This window comes from Vibrio sp. 1562 (assembly GCF_033340155.1).
GTDB classification, from domain to species: domain Bacteria; phylum Pseudomonadota; class Gammaproteobacteria; order Enterobacterales; family Vibrionaceae; genus Vibrio; species Vibrio alginolyticus.
This window is the reverse complement of record NZ_JAWOVY010000006.1, coordinates 91574-114089: the sequence shown is the minus strand read 5'-3', so window position 1 is coordinate 114089 and position 22516 is coordinate 91574. Positions and strand designations below refer to the sequence as shown.

The window sequence follows — 22516 nt, the reverse complement described above, 5'->3', positions numbered from 1 at the left end:
TACAATTCTTTTCGTTAAAATCGGTTAAGCCTGAGCGGCTTGAGACAACTCTCGAAGCAATGGAAATGCTTGCGTAACTTGTTCTCCCGTCACGACGAAGCACATGAGTCGGCTATTTTCATCTTCTGCTTTCGCGGCAATGCCAGTTTGAGAAATCTGCACGCTCCAGTTCGTCACCGAACTAAAATCGCCTGCCAATTGAATTGGGTAGCTCGGCGTTTTGACCTTTACCATCATAGGCGGTAGTTTCAACTCTGCTTCTTGCCCCAGTAGTTGTTTGCCCAAAGCATTGGCACTTAGCACGATCGGTTGGAGGTACGGCATCATTCGACCTTGGATCTCAGCACAATCGCCTAATGCGAACACATTGGCTGCTGATGTCTGTAATCGAGCGTCCACCTCGATGCCTTTATTGACACTCAACCCACAAGCCTTCGCTAACCAAGTGTTAGCACGTAAACCCGCAGCTGAAATCACTACATCGGCTTCGATTGCTTTACCTTTGCTCAAGCTTGCCACCAGCGAATCATCCGAGTGATTGATCGCGACAACTCCAGTCTCTAAGGCAAGTTGAATACCTTGCTGCTTAAGTTGATTCTCCAGCGGCAATGCAACAAATTCAGGAATCAAGTTAGCGAGCAAACGGGGATTTGGCTCAACCACCGTAACGGCTTTACCACTGGTTGCGAGATCCATGGCGATCTCGACGCCGATCAAACCACCACCCATTACTAGAATTCGTTCCGCGCGGCTAATTTGCTCTTCCGCTAATTGATATTCTTGTAGCGAGTTCAGCGTTATCACCTCAGGTGCTGCATCGCCAGATATTGGCGGCACAAAGGCTTTCGCGCCTGTCGCAAACACCAGTTTGGAGTAAGAATAGGTTTGGCCGTTGGCTACCACTTGCTGGGCTTGCACGTCGACATGCTCAACCTTGGTATGGGCGAACAGTTCGATGTTGTGTTCCTGTGCAAACGCCTCACCACTTTTAACTACCAAGTCTCGGGCGGTTTGCTTGTTGCTGAATACATGACTCAAATCGGGCTTGTTGTATTCCGCGCCATCATCAGCAGTAAACACTTGCAGCGGAATATGTGCGTCCATTCGACGCACTGTTTTCACCAATTGGTAAGCCGCAAAGCCGCTACCAATAATCACAATAGGTGCTTGCATATTCGCCCCCTTACCCGTTGTATTCGACAAAGACGTCTTTACCCAAATGGCATTCTGGGCACAAGAAGTAATCTGGCACTTCAGACCATGCCGTGCCCGGTTCAACGCCTTGATTAGGCTCGCCTTTAGCTGGGTCGTATACCCAATTACAAACCGTACAAACCATGCATTGACAATCTGCAGGATGCGCCTCAGTACTAGGGTTGCTAGGAGCAGCATCTACTACCGCCTGTGTTGTCGCTGGCGCAGCGGGTTGTGATTGAACTTGTGGCGCAGACGCAGCAATCGCCGGAGAAATAACAGGACTTGTCAGGTCATGCTTCGCCCACAATTTCGCGATGTTTTGACCATGTTCGCGACATTCACGCATCGCTTTACCATCTGGTCGCCATTTGGTTTTCAAGCTCACTGCGGTTTCAAAGCCTGCGTCAGTCAATCGAGCATGGATACGATCCACCGCGCCACCGTTCCAACCGTAACTACCGAATGCAGCGGCTTTCTTCGCCTTAAAGCGCAGACCGGTAATTTCTTCTAGCATGCCTGCGATCTTCGGCATCATGACGTTGTTCATGGTAGACGAACCAACCAAGATGCCTTTTGAGCGGAATACGTTGGCGAGAATTTCATTCTTATCGTGCTTAGAGACATTAAAGACTTTGACCGCCACACTAGGATCGACATCGTGAATGCCTTGCGCGATTGCATCTGCCATCATTCGGGTGTTATTTGACATAGAATCGTAGAAAATCGTAATGCGATCTTCTTGATAATTGTCTGCCCACGCCAAGTATTGCTCGATGATTTGAACCGGATTATCGCGCCATACAATACCGTGTGACGTTGCGATCATGTCGACAGGCAAATTGAAACTCAGCACTTCTTTGATTTTAGCGGTTACCAAGCTGCTGAATGGCGTTAGGATGTTTGAGTAGTAACGCAAACACTGTTCCATCAACTCATTTTGATCCACCTCATCATTGAACAGGCGTTCATCGCAGTAGTGCTGACCAAATGCGTCATTGCTGAATAACACTGCATCGCCAGTTAGGTAAGTCATCATGCTGTCTGGCCAATGCAGCATCGGCGCTTCCACGAAGACCAATTGCTTACCGTTACCAATATCGATGCTGTCGCCCGTTTTTACGGTTTTGAAGTTCCACTCAGGATGGTGGTGATGACCCACAATCGAATCAATCGCCGCTTCTGTACAGTAAATTGGCGTGTTCGGAATCTTCTCCATTAATGCCGACAATGCGCCTGAGTGATCTTCTTCTGCATGGTTTACCACGATAAAGTCGATAGACTTAAGGTCGATTTCCATCTCTAAATTTTGGATGAATTGTTGACTGAATCGATGATCGACCGTATCAATCAATACGGTTTTCTCTTCACGAATTAGATAACTGTTGTAGCTGGTACCTTTTGTCATTTTGTATTCTGTACCGTGGAAGTCTTGAACTTCCCAATCGCGTTGACCTACCCAGTGGATGTTGTTTTTTACGTGAATTGTCATAATTACTACCTTGAATGACGGGATAAACAAAAATAATTTCTTCTTGTATTGCACTGGGCGTGCCAACTTTTAATTACTATACATTTCAATATCTTAATTAAAATCCAACTTTGACAATTGTCATTTAGACACAGTTGAAAATTGTCATTAAGACACTACAATAGTCATATTGACACAATCGGTATTGGCTATGACTTCTTTAATCGCGCAATGGCTACACATCACGCAAGACCTTAACTCGGCGCTCACTCAACAGGCTCGCTTCGATACGTTGTTAACCACGATTCGAGATGTATTGAAGTGTGACTCTTCTGCCCTTCTTTTGTATGAAGACCAGCACTTTAAACCTTTAGCAATCAATGGATTGGCGAAAGAAGTGCTTGGACGCCGTTTCTCCATTGAGCAGCACCCAAGATTAGAAGCCATTGCCCGAGCAGGCGACATCGTGCGCTTTCCCTCTGACAGCGACTTACCTGATCCATACGACGGCTTGATTCCAAACCACGATGACAAACTGCATGTCCATTCCTGCATTGGTTTACCTCTACTGATCGACGATCAACTGATTGGTGCCATTACGATTGACGCCTTCGATCCCAACCAATTTGATGGGCTACGCAACCAAGAGTTACGTTTTGTCAGCGCATTGGCAGCAGGTGGCTTGCACACTGCACTCCTACTAGAACAGCTCGAGACACAAGCGAGCCTGCCACGCGACTCTTACGCCGAGAAACGCACCTTAAGTAATGAAATCATTGGCAACTCTAAGGGGATGAAGAATCTTCAAGAGCAGATTGATGCAGTCGCCGATACGGAATTGTCTGTGCTAGTGATGGGAGAAACGGGCGTAGGTAAAGAGTTGGTTGCCAGCGCTATTCACCATCGCTCTAGCCGCTCTAACAATACCTTGGTTTACCTCAACTGTGCGGCGCTGCCCGAATCAGTCGCGGAAAGCGAGTTGTTCGGACATATCAAAGGCGCATTTACGGGCGCGATCAGCAATCGTAAAGGTAAGTTCGAACAAGCCGATGGCGGCACACTGTTTTTGGATGAAGTCGGCGAACTGTCGTTAGAGCTGCAAGCCAAGTTACTTCGAGCTCTACAATATGGAGACATTCAACGTGTGGGTGATGACCGCCATATTCGAGTCAACACACGCATTGTCGCCGCAACTAACCGTATATTGCATGAAGAAGTGACTGCTGGTCGCTTCCGAGCCGACTTATATCACCGCCTAAGCGTCTTCCCGCTTCATGTTCCACCTCTTCGTGAACGTGAAGACGATGTGGTGTTGTTAGCGGGCTTTTTCGCCGAACGCTTAAGAAGCAAATTGGGATTGAACAGCATTCGTTTGTCTCCCACTTTGGTGCAGGCACTCAAAGACTATTCATGGCCAGGCAACGTGCGAGAGCTTGAACATGTCATTAAACGTGCTGGTGTTTTGGCAAAGGCGCGTACTCACGCCATGGACATTGAGTTAGTTGAGCAAGATTTTGATATTCGAACGCCGAATCAGAACATCAAGAACGTTGAAAAAACGGAACAAAAATCTCGGCTTGAGCTACCAGAAGGCGGATTAAAGCCTGCCACAGACGCCTTCCAAAAAGCGATGATTGTTCGAGCTCTGGAAAAAAACCAAGGCAACTGGGCAGCAACGGCACGTCAGCTTGAATTAGATAACGGCAATTTGCACCGATTAGCAAAACGGCTGGGGATAAAATAGACACTAACGAATATCACCTAATATGGCATATTCATCGCCAAATAAAGAGCCGATGCCCAACCGCTCACTCAGCCCACTATAAGTAGTGAGCTGAGTGCTCAGATAGAATAGCCACCTAAGTTTGACGGTATTTTCTTCTAAATTTTATTGTCTTGAACCACCTCACAGATTTAATAACCCTTAACAATAAACACAATAATAGTTAAGGTGTTTTTATGAGCCAGATCTAATAAAATTAAATATATAGTATTTATTTTAAGAATCTAAACTTTCAAAGTTCATCATAATAAATACAACCTCTATGTATACACTTTACCTTCAAAAAACATCAAAATATAATCCCTTCGATAAAAACACTTAAATGAATTTAACTGTATAAAAGTGAGGAGAATAAAAATATGGGATATGGGGCGACAGTATATTCATTAGATACTGAAAAGGTTTTTAACGTACTAAAGAATGAGCGTAATCCAGAGCTAGAAAAAGCCATCATGGAAAGGTGTCAAGACTCCTTTAAAGTGATTAATGAAATGCTGGAAAGTAGTGGCGAAAGCATCCGAGCTGAAGAGCTTCTTATGCAAATGTTGTCTGAAGAGATAAAATACAGTCACTTGGGTTACGCCTATGCTTACTTGCTTGAAGCTATATGTAAGATAACTGGTTATTACTTATCCAATAACTCTTGGTATCCTTGCGATGTAAACGATTTCTGCGATATTCCATTCACTAATACCGATTATCCTATAAAATTCCCATTCCCTGACGATTTCCCTGTTGTTTTTATGATAAAAAATCAAGATATTCACCAAGATAACGTTGACTTCGGAGGCTTATCAGAGCAACAAATATCTGAAGTCAAGAGCTGGTACACTCATGCAGTCGTAAACAATCGTGATTTGGTATTATTTTATTATTAATTTTAACTATTAATAAATTATCCAATAGTTAAAATAACAATAGAATATTAATAAAACTCTAGCTTATATTAAGATAGAGTTTTATCTATTTAACTGAAATTTTTATAATTTTAAAAATATTATATTTCACACCTAATTTATAGACTCTGTGTATAGTGTGTTCAGAGGCAATGTGAACTCATAGGATCAAAATCAAGTTCTAATTTTTAGAAGAAAAACCGATCTGCTTGTGTCAAAATGCGCCATCCCAACCAAAAAGTCTTAATGTAATGAACTACCAAGCTGCTATTTTTGATATGGATGGTTTGCTCCTTGATACTGAGCGCGTCTGTATGCATATTTTCCAAGAAGCATGTGAAGCCCAGAACCTACCCTTCTATAAAGATGTTTACCTTTCAATCATTGGTCGCAATGCAGCGGGCATTGAAGTGATTTTTCGTAAAGCTTATGGGGATGATCTTGACCGCTTACACCAAGAGTGGCGCGACCGTTACGACGCTGTGGTTAAGCACCAAGCGATACCGGTAAAAGAAGGGGTGATTGAGCTGCTTGAGTGGTTGAAAGGCCAAGGGTTGCCAATTGCAGTCGCCACTTCTACAGCAAAAGAAGTGGCACAGAAGAAGTTGGAGTTAGCGGGCCTAAGCAAGTATTTCGACAACTTAACGACAGGCTGTGAAGTGTCACACGGCAAACCTGATCCAGAGATCTACCTGCTTGCAGCAAGTCGTCTAAGCGTAGATCCAACCAAATGTCTCGCCTTTGAAGATTCAAATAATGGCGTACGTGCTGCGGTAGCAGCGAACATGATCACTTATCAAATTCCTGATTTGGTTGAGCCTTGTGACGAAATAAAGCAATTAGGCCATACTGTCGCACCTTCACTGCATGATGTGTTGCACACGTTAAAGCAAACTCGCTAGGCCTACTTGTCGTCTGTTCTCTAGAAGCTCAGCAATTTAGCTGAGCTTCTTTCTTGAAACCTCTCCAATACCGTAAAACCAAACAATTCTGCCACCCGTTTAGAGAGATTATTTTCACCTTAACTCTGGCTAATCACGACTTTTGATTTAACTCACGCAATCGCATGAAATAAGGCATTTGAGTGATCAAATAGCGGAACTGACCAGTACAAGCTTGCAACAAAACGTCAATACACCGATTGAAGCACGTTTTTGGAGTGAAAATTGGCTGATAATGAGAACTATTGGATAAGATCAATCCAAGTCAGCCTAAAATACAAAATGGAGAGTGTTATATGTCTTTACGTTTATTAGCAACAACCTTCGCATTAGTAGGAATGAGCTTTGGTGCCCAAGCCAGTGCCGAGTGTGAAGTGTCATTAGATGCTAACGATATGATGCAGTTTTCTACTAAAACATTGAGCGTACCAGCCACTTGTAAAGAGGTAAAACTAACGCTGAATCACACAGGTAAGATGCCAGCGCAATCGATGGGTCACAACGTGGTCATCTCTGACACAGCCAACCTACAAGCAGTCGGTACTGATGGCATGGCAGCTGGAGCAGAAAATAACTACGTAAAACCAAATGATGATCGCGTCTACGCTCACACAAAAGTAATTGGTGGCGGTGAAAGCACCAGCATTACGTTCAGTACTGAGAAAATGAAAGCCGGCGGTGACTATTCATTCTTCTGTTCGTTCCCGGGTCACTGGGCAATCATGCAGGGTAAATTTGAGCTAAAATAAAAGATTTAGCCAAGCCAAAAGAAGACTCATTATAGGGAAGCCAAGGCTTCCCTTTTTGATAGATAAAATAGCAATTGAGAAAGGTCTAACACGTCTGGAAACGTGACCAAGAAACATAGCAAGTATGAAACCCTTGCTCCATTGAGATTAAGTTCTTTTGCGAAAAGTTATGGTTAAAAATCAGATTTTTATTTTGCCTTTCCGAAACACAACTAAATGATAAAAGTCATTTAATACCATGTAACTCTTTCCAGTTTCCTGGATGAACCACATAGCCGAACAGAGCATGCCCACCATAAACCAATTCAGTCCCTTCCGGTATCCACAGCATCTGACCTGGGTGCACAAAATGTGTTTCACCATTTGCGGTCAGCTCGAAACAGCCTTCAATCACGAAAATAACCTCATCATAAAGCACTGTCCAAGCCACTTTAGCGCCTTCCCATTTAGCAAAGCCTACGCCTATGTTTGGTGAAATTTCTGGGCTTAACGCCCTGGCAACATACGCCATTCCTGGCGTATCACCACGAACATTGAAATCTAGACTTTTACTATCAACAAGTTTGACTGGCTTCATAATTCACTCCGGCTTTGCCATTTTGCTAATTGGATACGCGTTTTTACTCCCAAACCTAAAAAAGGCTCTGGCGGATTCAAACAAGGCATTCCTGTCACTTGCTGTATGTCATCCAATGATTTAGATGTCGCACCAACGACATAGTCAGCTAACAGTGTTCCAGAAATGGTTCCCCACGCAGCACCAACACCATTGTCACAAGCGCTGGCATAAACACCTTCATCTAATTGACCGAAAAAGTTAGTAAAGTTACGAGAGATTGCATACACCCCACCCCATGTGTGAGTAAATGGTACGTCGGCCAGCTCGGGATAACGCGCCAGAAAGACCTGACGATGATCGTCGCGAATTTGTTCTCTGACTTTATCGTTCATGCTTGAGCCATATTTCGGCACGTGTTTGTAAGTATTGCGGATCAAAATACGTCGATCGGCGGTCATACGTAACGTCGTTCCCGCATGATCAGCTGGAGTTAACCCCCAATTCAGCTCACCTCCGTATCGTTGCATTTCTGCGTCGGTTAATGGACGCGTCCAGCTTGCAAACGTCATCACTGGAAGTAGTCTGTTTTTAAGATAACCAAACTCCCGAGTAAAAATGCTGGTCCCAAGCAGCAGTTCAGGGGTTTCAACAGAGCCACTATCTCCATGTAATACCCAGCAACCGTTTTCTTTACTGAGCTTGCGGATCGGCGAGTTCTCTAACACCTCGACGTTCTCTGGAAGGCTTTCCCCTAGCCCACGCACCAAAGCAGCAGGTTGCATTAAATAACCACCTGGCGTGTAAATTGCGCGACTGTAGTAGTTGGTTCCCAAGACTTTCGCCAGCTCACTGCCATTAACATGGAAGTATGGTTCGCCAAGGTCTTTCATTAGGTGCTCAAAGTGATCGAGATACGCTTCACCGCGCGCCCCTACGGCTCCTTGATATTTGCCCTTTGCTGACCACTGACAAGAAATACTGTGCTTCGACACTAAAGTGTTTAGCTGAGCAATCGCAGAACGGTTGAGCGACAATAACTTTTGTTTGTGCTCAGGGTCGGGATGCTCAAGTGAAAACTTATGAGGCAAATCGATAACAAAGCCCGAATTTCTTCCTGAAGCCCCTTGGCCGATACGTTGCGCATCAATCAGTATAATTCGTGCATTAGGCATAAGTTCAGCTAAACGTCTTGCCATAGCTAGGCCTGCGAAACCGGCACCTAACACGGCATAGTCAGCACTTTGTTTACCTTTTAACGCCGATTTTTCTGGAATACTTGGCAACGCATGGTACCAACCACACGTCACGTCATCATTGGGTAAATGAATCATCTTTTTTCTCCGCTACGCTGCTGACAGTTTCAATGACAATTGATCTAGCCAAGGGCCGCGTAATGACTGTACTTTTCTTCCTAGCAACGCAAAACCGAGCATTGCTCCTTCTGGTGAATAAAACGCAGCGGTCAATTCATCTGCTTGGTTCTCAATGTACCATTGTCCCTGTTCTTCAGCGGCTACCGGGAAAATCGTGAGTGGAAGAATCGGCGTTTTTACAATCACTGGAGTTGGTGTTAACGAGATAGGGGCGACATCGCCTAGCAAGCTTTTCGCTACAGAAGGGATCATTTGATTAATCGGCGCAATATAGGGCTGCCACCCGTGATCAGTTTCAACACAATCACCTAGCGAGTAAATATTCTCATCACTCGTCTGGCCGAATTGATTCACTTTAATGCCCCGGCCTACTTCAAGCCCCGCGCGCTCAGCCAGAGAAACATTTGGCTTGAGTCCAACCGCGCTTAGCACTAGGTCTGCTTCAATCTGCTTGCCACTGTTTAGATGCAAAACCGCGCTTGATTCGGACCTTGGCTCGATTCTGGCGATACTGTCTTGTAGAGCCCATTGCACGCCTCGATCGGCAAGTGCGCTTTGTAATGATTCACCCAACTGTTGCGGGATCAAACGCTCCATTGGCCATTGACCCAACCCGATAACTGTTACTTCATAACCGCTTTCGATCAGATCATTTGCGAACTCACAGCCAATTAAGCCATCACCTAGGATCGCGATGCGCTTTTTGTCTTGCAGCTCCGCTCTGAAACGGCGGTAATCAACTAAGTCGTTCACACTCATAACCCAAGAGCGATCGCCCTCAATTGGGATTTCAATCGGTGATGCACCTGTTGCCAGTACCAAGCGGCTGTAGGCGTATTTACCGATGGAGGTATGTAACGTTGAATTGGCACGATCGATCTGTTCAACACGGGTATGCGGGTAAACTCGGATATTGAGACGGCTTTCCCACTCCAACGCGCTCTCACTTTGTAGCGCGTCGCCGTCTTTATTCATGACCAGTGCATTAGACAATGCTGGTTTGCTGTACAAAGCGCCATCATCAGCGGTAAAGACAGTGATCGGAACCGTTTCAGATTGTGCTCTAAGTGCCGCTGCCAACTGGTAACCACTGTGGCCACTGCCGATGATAACGATAGGGTCAGCTGAAAATATAGGTTGAGTGACTTCAGATGGAAGTGGCTGAGCCGTATTTGGCTGAACAGACGATCCTACCGATACCGAAGACACTGCCACGACCTCTTCTACTGGCGCATCGTCGGTGATTTCGATCATTTCAAAATCGGCCTTACCCACTAAACAATCGGGGCATAACCAATCATCCGGCACATCTTCCCATGCTGTTCCTGGTGCAATGCCATCGGATGGCCAACCTTGTGCTTCATCATAGATTAAGCCGCAAATAATACAGAGCCACTTTCTCATCACTTATACTCCAACTACCTTGTTCAGAATTTCCGTGTTTACAAACCGCTGTCAGATTTGTTGTGATTCCATCAACCTCGCCCTAGCTTGTGGTCTGAAATCCAAGCCGGTACGAGGTGATGAAAATACAGTTACACGGTAGCTATACGTTGCTGTCTTGCTGCAAACGAATGGCAATATTGCGTGTCTGGACATAGCTATAAATCGCTTCTTGTCCTTTTTCTCGCCCAAAACCGGACAAGCCCACGCCACCAAATGGTGTTTCGATGCCACCAGCAAACCATTCATTGATGAACACTTGTCCACCACGCAGTTGCTGTGCCACATGTAATGTTTGGTTTAGGCTTTCACCAAAAACACCAGCGACCAGGCCAAAATCGGTGCCATTCGCGATCTCGATTGCTTCTTGCTCAGTTTCAAACGGTGTAATCACCAATACAGGACCAAACACTTCTTCTTGTGCAATGCGCATATCTGGCGTGGCTTCAATCACTGTTGGTGCCACAAAGTAACCCGATAGATCAGGTGCGTAGCCACCCGTTAGGATATTCGCGCCGTCGGCTTTTGCTTGTTCTATCATTTCAAGCACGCGTGCTTGTTGATCAGCAGATACCAACGGTGTGATGTCCGGCTGGCTTTCGCCTTGGCCAATGGTTAGGCTTTTTGCCATTTCCACTACTGCCGCTTGTACTTCTTCATAACGCTCTTTTTGAATCAGCAAACGAGACATTGCCGAACACACTTGACCAGCGTTAAAGAAAATACCGACCTGAACGCTTTTCAAAAGTGTTTCGAGGTTCGCATCTTTCAGCGCGATAGCAGCCGATTTACCACCCAGCTCCATCACCGATGGAGTAGCGCGTTGCGCTGAATCTTGCAGGATGTGTTGGCCGGTTGGAACGGAACCCGTAAAGACAATTTGATCGACCTCTTGGTGCTGCACCAAATGACTGCCAACGACTGAGCCTTTACCGCATAGAAGGTTAATCGTACCTTTCGGGAAGCCCGCTTTTTCAATCGCTTGAATCAACAGAGTCATGGCAAGTGGGGAAATCTCTGGCGATTTGATCACCACTGCGTTACCTGCGGCTAATGCAGGTGCCAATGAGCGTGCACAAATAGAGACAGGGAAATTCCACGGCACAATCTGCACCGACACGCCAAACGGCACATATTGAGTGAAGTCGACATAGTCTTTACCCAACGGAATTGACGTGCCTTCCAGCTTGTCGGCCATGCCTGCGTAGTATTCAAAGTAACGTGCCGACTCTAAAAACTCATCTTTGGCATCTTGCAAAGATTTCCCATTTTCACGACAGGCAACTAACCCACCCTCATCAACCATTTCACGAATAGCTGCGGCGGCTTTTAACATCCACTCGGTTCTGACGGCTGGACGAACGTCCGAAAGAAGGCCTTGATTGACCACTCGACGTGCCGCTGCCATTGCGCGGTCGGCATCGGTGATAGTGGCTTCTGCAATCGTCGCATACGCTTCGGCTGTGCCAGGGTTAATGACGGTCAGCGCTTGATCTGAATCGCACCACTCACCATCAATATAATTAAGGTAATGCATCATATTACTGCTCCAGTGCCGCTTTCACTTGCTTTGCCAACCAGGTTTGAAAGAAATGCGTCGGAACATCCATTTCTGGTGAGAACACACCACCACCAAAGCCAGGTGAGTAACGACCTTCCTGCATGCCCTCGACCGCTCCAATATCTTCGCCGAATACGACTCGCCATGACTCAACGGTAGCAGTACGGCACGCAGCGAACTCATCTTTCGTTGCTTCATCACCCACATAGAAAACACGTAGGTGCTCAACACTTTTATTCGCAGTGATTGGTTCAATCATCATTGCAAAGGCATGATCGGCTTGAATACCAAGCAACACGTTTGGAAAGAGTGCAACATATTCTGCATGACGCAGTTTATCTTCTGGCCAGCTTGGAAATTTAGGTAAGTGTGTTCCTGCAGTATCAGAGAGGTTGTATGCGAGACTACCTTGGCCAGCAAAACGCTCTGCAAACATGATGTTGTAGTGATCCTCTAGGCGAGAATAACTGTTCAAACTCGGATGCACCCAAGGTAAGTGGTAAGCTTCACAGTAGTTTTCTACGGCAAGCTTCCAGTTACTTTTCACTTCTATCTCTAAGTTGCCACCCATGTTCACGCGGCGAAGAAGCCCTAATCCTTCTTCACCTAAGAATTGCTGCCAACGTTGCTCTAGCGGCGCGATATGCTCTTCAAAGCTTTCTGCATTGCCCGATAAGTTGACGAATACCATGTCCATCCAAACGGCTGAACGAAGTGGCTTAAGGCCGTGCTTTTCACACTTAAATCGGTCATCTTTGTGTTTTGCGATACCACCGATGTGTGGTGTGCCTTTTAGATTGCCGTCAAGATCGTACGTCCATGAATGGTAAGGACAGCGAATCATGCCTTGAACTTCGCCTGCCTCATGAACCAGCTTCATACCTCGGTGGCTACACACGTTGTGGAAGACTTGGACTTCACCTTGACGATTTCTCATCATGAGTAGTGGAAGATTCATGAAATCAAGTGGCATTACATAACCATTTCTAAGCAGGTCTGATGCAAAACCAATACATACCCAAGTGTTACCAAACACCTGATCACGCTCAAAAGTAAAATACTCTTCGCTGGTGTAGGCCTGATTCGGCATTCCTGTTGCTTCACTGATTGGGTTCAGTACATTATCAACAAGTTCAACAGGAATAATGGTTTGGTTGACATTGCTCATATTCTTATCTCCGAGAGTCGAGTTGCATCCAGTGCGTACAACATCGTGTTGTGTTAGTGGAGATAATTTTGATTAACAACCCGGCAACAAACAAACGACTTTTTCGCCGGGCTTGGATGAGTTTTTGTCATTCATGCATTGATCTCGAACAAAAAAATAACCTTTTAATTAACAATGATCTTCTTGTCATGATTAATACTCATTAACCGATGAGTATTAATCAGTTGAAACACAAAAGCCCTCTCTCTACTCTCTTTCAAAAATTAACAATAACGCAACAAACAATAACGTTAAAACAAACGCACTGTGAGGGATGCCTATGAGAGCAACATCTGGGATATTGAAAGGACTCAATCCGACTGTGACAATCGCATCAAAGATCGTCGTTATCGGTTTTGTACTTTTCTGCGCCATTCTCGCCAATCAAGCGGGCCAATACTTCGAAACGATTTCCGGCATTTTGCTACAGAATATGAAGTGGTTTTACATCGGACTTGTTTCACTCGTTGTCGGTTTTCTTCTTTACCTTATGGTTAGTCGATATGGGCATATTCGTTTGAGTAAAGATGACGAAAAACCAGAGTTTAGTTATTTGTCTTGGGTATCCATGCTTTTTTCCGGAGGCATGGGGATAGGCTTGATTTTCTGGTCGGTCGCCGAACCGATGTGGCATTACGCTGACAACCCATTTACTCAAGGCCTGACCAATGAAGCCGCAACAACATCAATGAAACTGACATTCTTTCACTGGGGTCTACATCCTTGGTCTGTCTTTATTATTGTTGCACTCGCATTAGCCTACTTTTCCTACCGTAAAGATCTGCCTTTTACCCTACGCTCTATCTTGTACCCTTTGATTGGTGATCGTATTTATGGGCCTATCGGACACACGGTTGATATCCTAACAGTCGCGGTGACTGCTTTCGGTATCTCTCAAACCTTGGGGATGGGAGTTATCCAAATAAACTCTGGTTTGAATCAAGCCTTTGGTCTAGATATTAGTTTGGGGATTCAACTCTTTATTATCGTTTCCCTTTGTACTTGTGCGGTTGCGTCGGTGCTATCTGGTGTAGGAAAAGGTATTCGCCGTTTATCAGAATGGAATATGCTGCTCTCACTCGCACTCGTGCTAGTCGTACTTTACATTGGTCCAACTCGCTATATCTTAAATACGCTACTCGAAAGTACGGGGCTTTATGCACAAAACATTGTCGGTATGAGCTTATGGAGCGATGCACAGAATGACTCTGGCTGGCAAAACTGGTGGACGGCTTATTACTGGCCTTGGTGGATGACTTGGGCGCCTTTCGTTGGCATGTTTGTGGCTCGTATCTCTAAAGGACGCACAATACGTGAACTTATCGGCGGTGCTCTCATCGTACCCACGCTAATCACGTTTTTATGGATTTCAGTATTTGGTGGTGCAGCGTTGAAGGTAGAGCAAGACGCTCGTGTTGCTCATCAAGAGCAAGTCACTGCGGCACAAGAAGCCAAACAAACACCACCTGCGGATTTTTCTGGCGGCCCGATTCTTGAAGCGACTAAAGCTGATACGACACGCGCTTTGTTTACGCTATTCGACAATCTAGATACAGGTATGTTTGGTAAACTACTTAGCGTGCTTGCGTGTTTATTACTCGGTACTTATTTCATTACCTCCGCTGACTCAGGTACCTTAGTTCTATGTACCCTCGATGCCGCTGGACACAGTGAGCCTCCTACGTCTATACGCGTATTGTGGGGAATCATGATCGCTGCCATTGCGGGAGTGCTTCTATATGCAGGAGGGTTAAAAGCAATGCAAACGGCCTCCATTATTGCCGGTTTCCCTATCGCGATTTTTATCGCGGTGATGAGCTTAACGCTGTTCCATAGTATTCGACGCGAACCTAAGCCATGGGCAATGCTTCCTGAACATGTTCACCCAGAGCAAGAGAAACTTGATGGTCCTGTTGAACCGCTTGTTGAAAACAAAACTGTGGCTTCCGAGCCTATCGCTTCAAGATCCTCGCTGGAAGATGATTCCACACTTAATCAGGGACCAGTACTAAGTTAGTGCGTCGTTTCATCAATCAATTAAAAAAGCGGGAACTGATATTCCCGCTTTTTTAACATGACCAAACTCTGTTATTTTCTCTGCTTATTGATTTAAGCTAAGCCTCGATCACCTACCTCATCTGGCAACTGATGCAAAAGCCATTCTCTAAAACGTTTGACGCTGGCTGGGATTAAACCTCTATTTTTAGGTTCAAGCATAGAAAAATTGGAAGGTGTTGAAAGCACGTGTTCGACTGGCCTAACCAAAGCGCCGCTTTGTAAATAGTCGTCCACTAATGACCCCCAGGCTAACGCGATTCCCTGACCATTAATTGCCGCTTGTAACAGCATTGGATAGTTATTGATGTTCATGCGATTACGAGGCGAAATATTTGGCAACCCCACACTTGCAAACCACTGCTCCCAATTCACCCAATCTCTTTGAGACTCTTCCAGATAGAGTAACGTTTTATTGAAGATTTCTTCTGGCTCACTAGGCTGGCCGATTTTCTCTAAATAAAGCGGGCTACACACAGGGAATACTTCTTCTGAAAATAGCGTTGTCACATCCATTTCCGCAGGTGGAGTGCGACAATAAAACAAGGCGAGATCGCAATCTAATCGGCGTAAGTCCAACACATTATCTGAGGCCAATATCCTTATATCGATGTCATCATGTTCATTTTGAAATTGAGCAACCTTAGGCAACAACCACAAGGCTGCCATTGCATTTGTCGTCGCAACCGTGATCTTTTGTTCGCCCTGCCATTTCTTCACTTCACCCGTGATTTGAGCAATATCGAGCAAAGATTGGCTGACAGCTTGATAATATTGAAGACCTGTAGGCGTTAAATTAATGCTTCGATTGGCTCGCGTGAACATAGCCTTGCCTAAGTATTCTTCTAATTGTCTAATTTGACGACTGATAGCACCTTGGGTCACGTTTAGCTCGTCAGCGGCTAATGTAAAACTCAAGTGCCGCGCCGACGCTTCAAACGCAACGAGGCTATTTAAAGGTGGGAGGGGTTTGATTTTCATGTATCTTCCAGTAAGGCAGTATTGTAATTATTTTTATTCCCGGCAATCTTATGTTGCACGTGGATAATGCCATTCTGGACAACACCCCAAAAACGACAATTTATAAATGATAAAAAATAGAGATGAATCATAAATTGTTGTGAGAGAGACTGCCGTATACAGTTTCGTGGCTACAACGAGCACAAAAAGAGGAGCAGTTACTCCTCTTTTGCCTAGCCTTTTGCTCACTTTCTTCGAGTTAGCCCATTTACCCTATTGCCAATTTAGTGCTCGCGTAACGCGCTTTTTTCTTTCTTGGACTGGCTAAGAAGTACGCCAAAGTAAGGGGGCCTAATCGTCCCATAAACATCATGAAGATGATCACTAACTCACCCGGTTCGGATAAACTGCCCGTTAAGCCTCGCGACAAACCAACCGTACCCAGTGCCGAGACTGCTTCGAACATAATGTCTAACATAGACGCTTTCTCTGTCAGTAACAGCGTGAATATGGCAAACCAAGTCACCCCCACCGAGATCAGAGTCAGCGCCAATGCCTTGCTGATGGTCTCTTTGGGAATCTCGCGTTGAAAGGCATAGGTTGCTTCATCGCGACGCAAATAGCTGTAAGTTGCCAAGACCAATACCATAAATGTCACAACTTTAATGCCACTTGCCGTACTCAATGATCCACCGCCGATAAACATCAACACCAGAATGATCGCCGTTGTGGCATCTTCCAACTGATCGATAGCTAAAGTGTTGAACCCTGCCGTTCTTGGCGTCACCGCTTGAAACCACGATGCCCACCATTTCCCTGCTTCGCTCAAAGGGCCAAGCGTGTTGGGGTTCTCATATTCAATCAGGTAAATCGCGATAAGTGCCACCACGTTAATGATCACCGTGCCTAAGATCATCATTCGACTGTAAACGGTGAGTCGGTGCCAACGGCGATTGCGTTTTAAGTCAATCCAAACCGAGAAGCCTAAACCACCAATAATGAACAAACTGGTAATGGTGAAGTTAACGATCGGGTCGTCCACGTAAGGCATTAAGCTATCGGCACTCAACGCAAAACCTGCATTGTTAAACGCACTGATGGTGTAGAAGAAACCATGGAACAAACTGGTTTTCCAACCCAGCTCTTCACTCCAATAAACGCTCAAAATAGTGAAACCAATAAGTTCAACGAGCAGAGCGAACATCAATACAGATTTAGCGGTGGCAATGAGTGTCGATGAGTCAGTTTGGTTGAACGCCTCTCTCGCGACGGCTCGCTCCAAAAAGCCAATTTTTCCGCCCAGAGCCAGCAAGGTCACGATGGCAAACGTCATTAAACCTAGGCCACCACATTGAATCAGGAAAGCAATAACCACTTGCCCAAAAGGCGTAAACGCCGTGCCCGTGTCTACCACAACTAATCCCGTCACCGTAATGGCCGATGTCGCAGTAAACAGGCTTTGAATCCAAGTGATGGGCTCTGTGGTGGCAATCGGCAGTTTGAGTAAGACCGTGCCGAGCATGATCAAGCACGCAAAGCTGAGGCTAAGTATTAATGGCGGTGCGCCCAACAATTTTTTGCCCGCTTTGGGTTTTCGCTCGATTGGGATAATAGAGGGATGCCACAAAACCATGTTACACCAACCTTGGAGCGACGTATTTCAGCTCAGCGCGACTACCACAAAGCAACAGCGTGTCGAACTCATTAAGCACAAACTCATCATTGATATTGGTGTAGATGGCTTCTTCGCGCTTCACCAAGATCGGCTGAATGTTGTAACTGCCTCGGCTGATCAACTTAGAAAGCGGCGTATCGTGCAGATTGGATTTAACGTGGATTTCCACCACATACAAGCCATGCCCCATTTCCAAATAGTTGTTCACCATCGGATAGTTGAGTGCCTGTGCGACTCTTACGCCCATCTCCTCTTCCGGATGAATAATGCGTTGTACACCAAGCTTAGACACTATGGTGTGGTGTGCTTTGGTGCTCGCTTTGACCCAAATGGATTTCACACCCAGATTTTTCAGCGCCAGAGTACACAACAAACTGGCTTGCATGTCTTCGCCAATCGCCACCAACACCACATCACTGTTTGCTAACGCTAACTCTCTGAGTGCACCTTCGTCTGTTGCGTCACATATGACCGCTTGCGTTAACTCCTCGACGTATTTTTCGACGATTTTCGGGGCGCTATCCACCCCCGTTACGGTGTGTCCAAGATGAATAAGTTCTAAGCTGGCGGCAACGCCAAATCGCCCTAGACCAATTACTGTAAAGTGAGCCATATCAATACCTAACTGTGTTTTATGTATAGAAAATGCTAATGCGTTAAGGGCTAGACTGATTTTCCGTCACGGAAAATAGGCAACACGAATCCTGTTCGAGTGCCGATAACCAGCACTAAACCTTGGCATTAACGTTGATTAAATTTGGAATTTAGTGGTGCTTGGACGCCTCTAGCACTAAACGATAACCCAGCCCCGGCTCGGTTTTTAAAAGTCGCTGTTCGTCAGCACTATCGTTCAGTTTTTTGCGTAGTTGACTCACTAACACGCGTAAGTAGTGAGTATCTTCGACATGACTTTTTCCCCAAATCACCGCTAGCAAATGAGTTTGCTCAATGAGTTTTCCCGGCTTGAGAATCAACTGTTCAATGAAAGAAAATTCTTTCTTGGTGAGTGGAATTTCCCTCTGATCCAACCAAAATTGGTGGGTGCTTTTGATGATTTTGACTCGGCCAGCCACCAGCTCATCAGCGATGGATTTCTCATCCACCAAATCTCGAACCAGCACTTTGATGCGCGCGATGAGCTCTTTTACGCCAAAAGGCTTGCTCAAGTAATCATTCGCGCCCGCTTCTAAAAGGCGGATTTTTTCCTCTTCTTGATCGCGAGCCGTCAGCACTAGCACTGGCGTTTTATACGTCTGACGAAGCGTAGTGAGAAACTCCTTCCCATCGCCGTCGGGCAAGCCTAAATCTAGCAGAATGACGTGCGGCGAATGCACTTCGAAACACGCTTTGGCTTCTGCAATGGTACTCGCGCCAATGTAATCAAACCCTTCAGCAGACAGCGAAATTCGAATAAAGGTATGAATGCGAGGCTCATCGTCCACGACTAAAACTTTGTAACTCACGCCTGCTCTGCTCCTGGATTGAGTGGAAGTCGAATGCGGATCAGCGTCCCTTCTGATACTGGCATAGATTGAATCTCTCCTTGGTGTGCGATGATGATGCCTTTGGCAACCGCGAGTCCCATTCCGGTGCCTGAATCGGCCGATTTGTTGTTCGCGTCGGAATAGAAAAGGCTGAATATTTTTTCCGCATCTTCAGCTTTGATGCCAATCCCCATGTCCCGAACATCAATCACGCACGACGAACCCTGCTTAGAAAGTGAAACCTCGACAGATTCATTCTCTGGTGAAAATCGCATGGCATTATCCAACACATTAAAAATCGCTTGCTCGATGAGCGAACGACTTACTGACAAATAATCAACGGAATCATCCATATTCATGGACACTTTCTCGGTGTAATTTGGCAAACGAGAAACCGCATCCCGAACAATATCTGCAATCAACTCATCTTTTTTGGTAATTTTTAATGTGCCGTGCTGGAGCTTAGTCGCCTGTAAGAGGTTCTCGATATATTGATGCAAGCGATGGCTTTCTGAAGTCGCACTGTCGAGCAATTCTTTACGCTCTAAGTCATTGAGCTTGGGCATGTACTCGTTGAGTGTGGTCAATGTTCCAATAATGGTTGCCAGCGGCGTGCGTAAGTCATGGGACACCGATAGCAGGATGCTGTTTTGCAGCTTGGTTTGTTTTAACTCGCCCTGCTGGCGACGATAAAGATCCGCAAAGGTGCTGGTGATAAATGCCACCACCATAAACACGACTAAATTAAAAATGTCTTCCGGACGAAACATCTGCAAAGAGTAACGAGGTGTCGTAAAAAAGAAGTTGAAGCTCAGCGCTTCGATCACCGCCGCCGCATAAGCGAATCGCGAGTTGCATTGAAACGCCACTACCACGACCGCTAACTGTAAAATCAGCAGGACGGCAGCCGTAGAGCCAAACAGTTGGTCTAACAACCATGAGACGACAACCGCGCCAACAATCACGGTAGTAGAAAAGAGAAAGGTGTTATCTCGCCATTGAACAAACATAAAATACATCAACCAAAATTCGATGTAGAAAACTTTAGCAAAAGCCCATTCGGAGTTCGCGTAAAAAAAGCGTAAAAAATTCAATAACGACAGTGAGTTATAAACATAATCATCATTAAGTTGGCCTAACTTAATGAATAATCACAAGTTAACGTTGCCCATTAACGCCTACTTACTCGGTATAAACGACAGACACAAAAAAGAGGAGCATTTGCTCCTCTTTCGTGTAGCGTCATATTAGATGACTTGCAGTTGAGCATCACCTTGCTCAGACAAAAATCCGCCGGTTTGATGCTTCCACAACTGAGCGTAAACACCACCCAATTGCAGCAGCTCGTAATGCGAGCCTTGCTCAATGATTTTGCCGTCATCCATTACAATCAAACGATCCATCGCGGCAATCGTTGATAAACGGTGAGCAATCGCAATCACTGTTTTTCCTTCCATCAGAACTTCAAGGTTTTCTTGAATTGCCGATTCTACTTCTGAATCAAGTGCAGACGTTGCTTCATCCATGATCAAAATTGGCGCGTTTTTCAGCAGAACGCGAGCAATCGCCACACGTTGACGCTGACCACCAGACAGCTTCACACCGCGTTCACCCACTTCAACGTCATAGCCAACGTTACCTTGCTCGTCTCGTAGAGATTGAATGAAATCATGAGCATGTGCTTTCTCAGCAGCTGCGATAACGGCATCCATTGAAGCATCTGGATCACCGTAAAGAATGTTCTCTTTAATTGAACGATGCAGCAAAGAGGTGTCTTGCGTGATCATACCGATGTGTTGGCGAAGCGACTCTTGTTCGACTTGAGAAATGTCCTGTCCATCAATACAAATCTTACCGGTATTTACGTCGTAAAAACGCAGCAACAAGTTGACCAACGTGGATTTACCTGCCCCAGAACGACCGACAATGCCGACTTTTTCGCCCGGTTTGATAGTCAGGTTCAAGTTCTCAAATACCGCCTTCTCGTCACTGTAGTTAAAACCTACGTGATCAAAGCAGATCTCACCTTGGGAGATTTGCAAAGGCTTAGCATTTGGTACGTCTTTCACTTCAACATCGTTTGAAATCGTATTAATACCGTCTACTACTGTACCGATGTTTTCAAACAGTGCGCTAACTTCCCACATGATCCACTTCGACATACCTTGTACGCGCAATGCAATACTGATGGCAATCGCAATAGCACCAATTGTTACAGCGTGATCTAGCCATAGATAAACCGAAATGGCACTAATAGACATCAGCAGCAAATAGTTGATGGCATCCACACTAAACAGTAAACAAGTCACCATGCGCATTTGGCGGTAAACCGTCACCAAAAATTGCTTCATGCTGCTTTCTGCGTATTCCAACTCTCGTTGCGAGTGCGCGAATAGCTTTACGGTAGATATGTTGGTGTAAGAATCGACAATGCGCCCAGTCATTACAGAACGAGCATCCGCTTGCTCTGTCGCTACTTGTTTCATTTTAGGGATAAAGTAGAACTGGATAACCGCGTACATTCCTATCCAAATCACAATAGGTAGCATTAGCAAACCATCGGCTTCGCCCATCATCCAAAGCATCGAAAGAAAATAAACGCTGATATAAACCAGTACATCCACCAGCTTCATGACCGTTTCTCGTACCGCTAACGCACTTTGCATCACTTTGGTCGCAACTCGGCCTGCAAAGTCACGCTGGAAAAATCCAACCGCTTGTTTTAGCAAGTAACGGTGAATCAACCAACGGATAGACATCGGGTAGTTACCCAATAACGTTTGGTGCATCACCATTGAGTGGACAAAACCGAGAGCTGGCATCACAATCGCCACTAAGAACAGCATCATTAGCATGCGATCACCCTGGTCTTGCCAGAATGTTGCGCGATCTTGATTAGAGAGAATATCGACGAGCTCGCCCATATAACGCAACAGCGTCACCTCAGTAATGGCAATAAGCGCACTGAACACAGCCATAACGAGTAAAGGGGCTTCAAAGCCACGAGTGTAAAAACGACAAAAGCCAAATAGCGTCTTCGGTGGCTTTTCGGTTTCCATCTGGGGAAAGGGTTGGGTCAGCTTTTCAAACCAATTGAACATAACAATGACTTTAGGTACCGCGAATGAATTTGCGAACGTTTTACTATCTTTTGATACAAAAGTC

At 45.5% G+C, this 22516-nt stretch carries 18 protein-coding genes and 1 pseudogene; 5 read left to right on the top strand and 14 right to left on the bottom strand.

Translation table 11 applies throughout. The features are described from left to right. Positions 1-24: 24 nt before the first annotated feature. Both norW and norV read right to left on the bottom strand, forming a co-directional pair. Positions 25-1173 (bottom strand): NADH:flavorubredoxin reductase NorW, encoded by a 1149-nt coding sequence (norW, locus tag R7Z49_RS08595; RefSeq protein WP_318111554.1) that lies wholly within the window; start codon positions 1171-1173, stop codon positions 25-27. 10 nt (positions 1174-1183) lie between these two features. Then, on the bottom strand, positions 1184-2686 hold the full coding sequence (norV, locus tag R7Z49_RS08590) for an anaerobic nitric oxide reductase flavorubredoxin (RefSeq protein ID WP_318111553.1): 1503 nt from the start codon (positions 2684-2686) through the stop codon (positions 1184-1186). 190 nt (positions 2687-2876) lie between these two features. On the opposite strand from norV, the gene norR reads away from it, so the two are divergent. From norR to azu, 4 genes are all read left to right on the top strand, one after another. Continuing rightward, positions 2877-4409, top strand: coding sequence for a nitric oxide reductase transcriptional regulator NorR (gene norR / locus R7Z49_RS08585; RefSeq protein WP_222711956.1), 1533 nt, complete (start codon positions 2877-2879; stop codon positions 4407-4409). Between the two features lie 398 nt (positions 4410-4807). Continuing rightward, positions 4808-5326: a hypothetical protein gene (locus R7Z49_RS08580; protein ID WP_005375218.1), complete on the top strand. Its 519-nt coding sequence runs from the start codon at positions 4808-4810 to the stop codon at positions 5324-5326. A gap of 269 nt (positions 5327-5595) precedes the next feature. Continuing rightward, the gene (locus R7Z49_RS08575) at positions 5596-6246 is read left to right on the top strand and encodes an HAD family hydrolase (protein ID WP_005385872.1); all 651 of its coding nucleotides are present in this window, start codon (positions 5596-5598) and stop codon (positions 6244-6246) included. A gap of 335 nt (positions 6247-6581) precedes the next feature. Continuing rightward, positions 6582-7034, top strand: coding sequence for an azurin (gene azu / locus R7Z49_RS08570; RefSeq protein WP_005375211.1), 453 nt, complete (start codon positions 6582-6584; stop codon positions 7032-7034). 226 nt (positions 7035-7260) lie between these two features. Here the strand turns inward: azu and R7Z49_RS08565 are convergent, their stop codons facing one another. The 6 genes and pseudogenes from R7Z49_RS08565 to R7Z49_RS08540 all read right to left on the bottom strand — a co-directional run bounded on the left by R7Z49_RS08565 (position 7261) and on the right by R7Z49_RS08540 (position 13138). Further along, on the bottom strand, positions 7261-7611 hold the full coding sequence (locus tag R7Z49_RS08565) for an ethanolamine utilization protein EutQ (RefSeq protein ID WP_033906751.1): 351 nt from the start codon (positions 7609-7611) through the stop codon (positions 7261-7263). Then, a complete protein-coding gene (locus R7Z49_RS08560) occupies positions 7608-8924 on the bottom strand; it encodes an NAD(P)/FAD-dependent oxidoreductase (protein ID WP_005385877.1) in 1317 nt (438 codons plus the stop codon). The genes R7Z49_RS08565 and R7Z49_RS08560 overlap by 4 nt, the downstream gene beginning before the upstream one ends. Positions 8925-8936: 12 nt before the next feature. Continuing rightward, positions 8937-10220: an NAD(P)/FAD-dependent oxidoreductase gene (locus tag R7Z49_RS08555; protein WP_318111576.1), complete on the bottom strand. Its 1284-nt coding sequence runs from the start codon at positions 10218-10220 to the stop codon at positions 8937-8939. Beyond that, a pseudogene (locus tag R7Z49_RS08550) lies at positions 10209-10370 on the bottom strand (rubredoxin); the annotation flags it as partial. The pseudogene R7Z49_RS08550 and the gene R7Z49_RS08555, both read right to left, overlap by 12 nt. Positions 10371-10512: 142 nt before the next feature. Next, the gene (locus R7Z49_RS08545; protein ID WP_258489893.1) at positions 10513-11949 is read right to left on the bottom strand and encodes an aldehyde dehydrogenase family protein; all 1437 of its coding nucleotides are present in this window, start codon (positions 11947-11949) and stop codon (positions 10513-10515) included. 1 nt (position 11950) lies between these two features. Continuing rightward, entirely contained in the window at positions 11951-13138 is a 1188-nt protein-coding gene (locus tag R7Z49_RS08540) for an aromatic ring-hydroxylating oxygenase subunit alpha (protein WP_005375185.1), read from the bottom strand. Between the two features lie 319 nt (positions 13139-13457). Between R7Z49_RS08540 and R7Z49_RS08535 the strand changes: the two genes are divergently transcribed. Next, positions 13458-15194 carry a BCCT family transporter gene (locus R7Z49_RS08535; RefSeq protein WP_258489891.1) on the top strand — a complete coding sequence of 579 codons (1737 nt, stop codon included), beginning with the start codon at positions 13458-13460 and terminating at the stop codon, positions 15192-15194. A 92-nt stretch (positions 15195-15286) separates the two neighbouring features. On the opposite strand, the gene R7Z49_RS08530 is transcribed toward R7Z49_RS08535, so the two are convergent. The 6 genes from R7Z49_RS08530 to R7Z49_RS08505 all read right to left on the bottom strand — a co-directional run bounded on the left by R7Z49_RS08530 (position 15287) and on the right by R7Z49_RS08505 (position 22452). Beyond that, entirely contained in the window at positions 15287-16213 is a 927-nt protein-coding gene (locus R7Z49_RS08530; RefSeq protein ID WP_054578636.1) for a LysR substrate-binding domain-containing protein, read from the bottom strand. A 247-nt stretch (positions 16214-16460) separates the two neighbouring features. Then, positions 16461-17825 (bottom strand): TrkH family potassium uptake protein, encoded by a 1365-nt coding sequence (locus tag R7Z49_RS08525; RefSeq protein ID WP_065275452.1) that lies wholly within the window; start codon positions 17823-17825, stop codon positions 16461-16463. Between the two features lies 1 nt (position 17826). Further along, entirely contained in the window at positions 17827-18480 is a 654-nt protein-coding gene (locus tag R7Z49_RS08520; protein ID WP_025768537.1) for a potassium channel family protein, read from the bottom strand. A 151-nt stretch (positions 18481-18631) separates the two neighbouring features. Beyond that, positions 18632-19330, bottom strand: a complete 699-nt coding sequence (locus R7Z49_RS08515; protein WP_318111550.1) for a response regulator transcription factor — start codon at positions 19328-19330, stop codon at positions 18632-18634. Next, a complete protein-coding gene (locus R7Z49_RS08510) occupies positions 19327-20361 on the bottom strand; it encodes a DUF4118 domain-containing protein (protein WP_025768539.1) in 1035 nt (344 codons plus the stop codon). The genes R7Z49_RS08515 and R7Z49_RS08510 overlap by 4 nt, the downstream gene beginning before the upstream one ends. A 237-nt stretch (positions 20362-20598) precedes the next feature. After that, positions 20599-22452, bottom strand: coding sequence for an ABC transporter ATP-binding protein (locus R7Z49_RS08505; RefSeq protein ID WP_318111549.1), 1854 nt, complete (start codon positions 22450-22452; stop codon positions 20599-20601). Between the last annotated feature and the right edge of the window lie 64 nt (positions 22453-22516).

Bases quoted from the DNA above. Each gene is read 5' to 3' on its own strand.
- R7Z49_RS08555 (WP_318111576.1), bottom strand. From the start codon at position 10,220: ATGATCGAAATCACCGACGATGCGCCAGTAGAAGAGGTCGTGGCAGTG.
- norR (WP_222711956.1), top strand. From the start codon at position 2,877: ATGACTTCTTTAATCGCGCAATGGCTACACATCACGCAAGACCTTAAC.
- azu (WP_005375211.1), top strand. From the start codon at position 6,582: ATGTCTTTACGTTTATTAGCAACAACCTTCGCATTAGTAGGAATGAGC.
- R7Z49_RS08580 (WP_005375218.1), top strand. From the start codon at position 4,808: ATGGGATATGGGGCGACAGTATATTCATTAGATACTGAAAAGGTTTTT.
- R7Z49_RS08510 (WP_025768539.1), bottom strand. From the start codon at position 20,361: ATGTTTGTTCAATGGCGAGATAACACCTTTCTCTTTTCTACTACCGTG.
- R7Z49_RS08505 (WP_318111549.1), bottom strand. From the start codon at position 22,452: ATGTTCAATTGGTTTGAAAAGCTGACCCAACCCTTTCCCCAGATGGAA.
- R7Z49_RS08520 (WP_025768537.1), bottom strand. From the start codon at position 18,480: ATGGCTCACTTTACAGTAATTGGTCTAGGGCGATTTGGCGTTGCCGCC.
- R7Z49_RS08545 (WP_258489893.1), bottom strand. From the start codon at position 11,949: ATGATGCATTACCTTAATTATATTGATGGTGAGTGGTGCGATTCAGAT.
- R7Z49_RS08530 (WP_054578636.1), bottom strand. From the start codon at position 16,213: ATGAAAATCAAACCCCTCCCACCTTTAAATAGCCTCGTTGCGTTTGAA.
- R7Z49_RS08525 (WP_065275452.1), bottom strand. From the start codon at position 17,825: ATGGTTTTGTGGCATCCCTCTATTATCCCAATCGAGCGAAAACCCAAA.
- R7Z49_RS08560 (WP_005385877.1), bottom strand. From the start codon at position 8,924: ATGATTCATTTACCCAATGATGACGTGACGTGTGGTTGGTACCATGCG.
- R7Z49_RS08575 (WP_005385872.1), top strand. From the start codon at position 5,596: ATGAACTACCAAGCTGCTATTTTTGATATGGATGGTTTGCTCCTTGAT.
- R7Z49_RS08535 (WP_258489891.1), top strand. From the start codon at position 13,458: ATGAGAGCAACATCTGGGATATTGAAAGGACTCAATCCGACTGTGACA.
- norV (WP_318111553.1), bottom strand. From the start codon at position 2,686: ATGACAATTCACGTAAAAAACAACATCCACTGGGTAGGTCAACGCGAT.
- R7Z49_RS08565 (WP_033906751.1), bottom strand. From the start codon at position 7,611: ATGAAGCCAGTCAAACTTGTTGATAGTAAAAGTCTAGATTTCAATGTT.
- norW (WP_318111554.1), bottom strand. From the start codon at position 1,173: ATGCAAGCACCTATTGTGATTATTGGTAGCGGCTTTGCGGCTTACCAA.
- R7Z49_RS08540 (WP_005375185.1), bottom strand. From the start codon at position 13,138: ATGAGCAATGTCAACCAAACCATTATTCCTGTTGAACTTGTTGATAAT.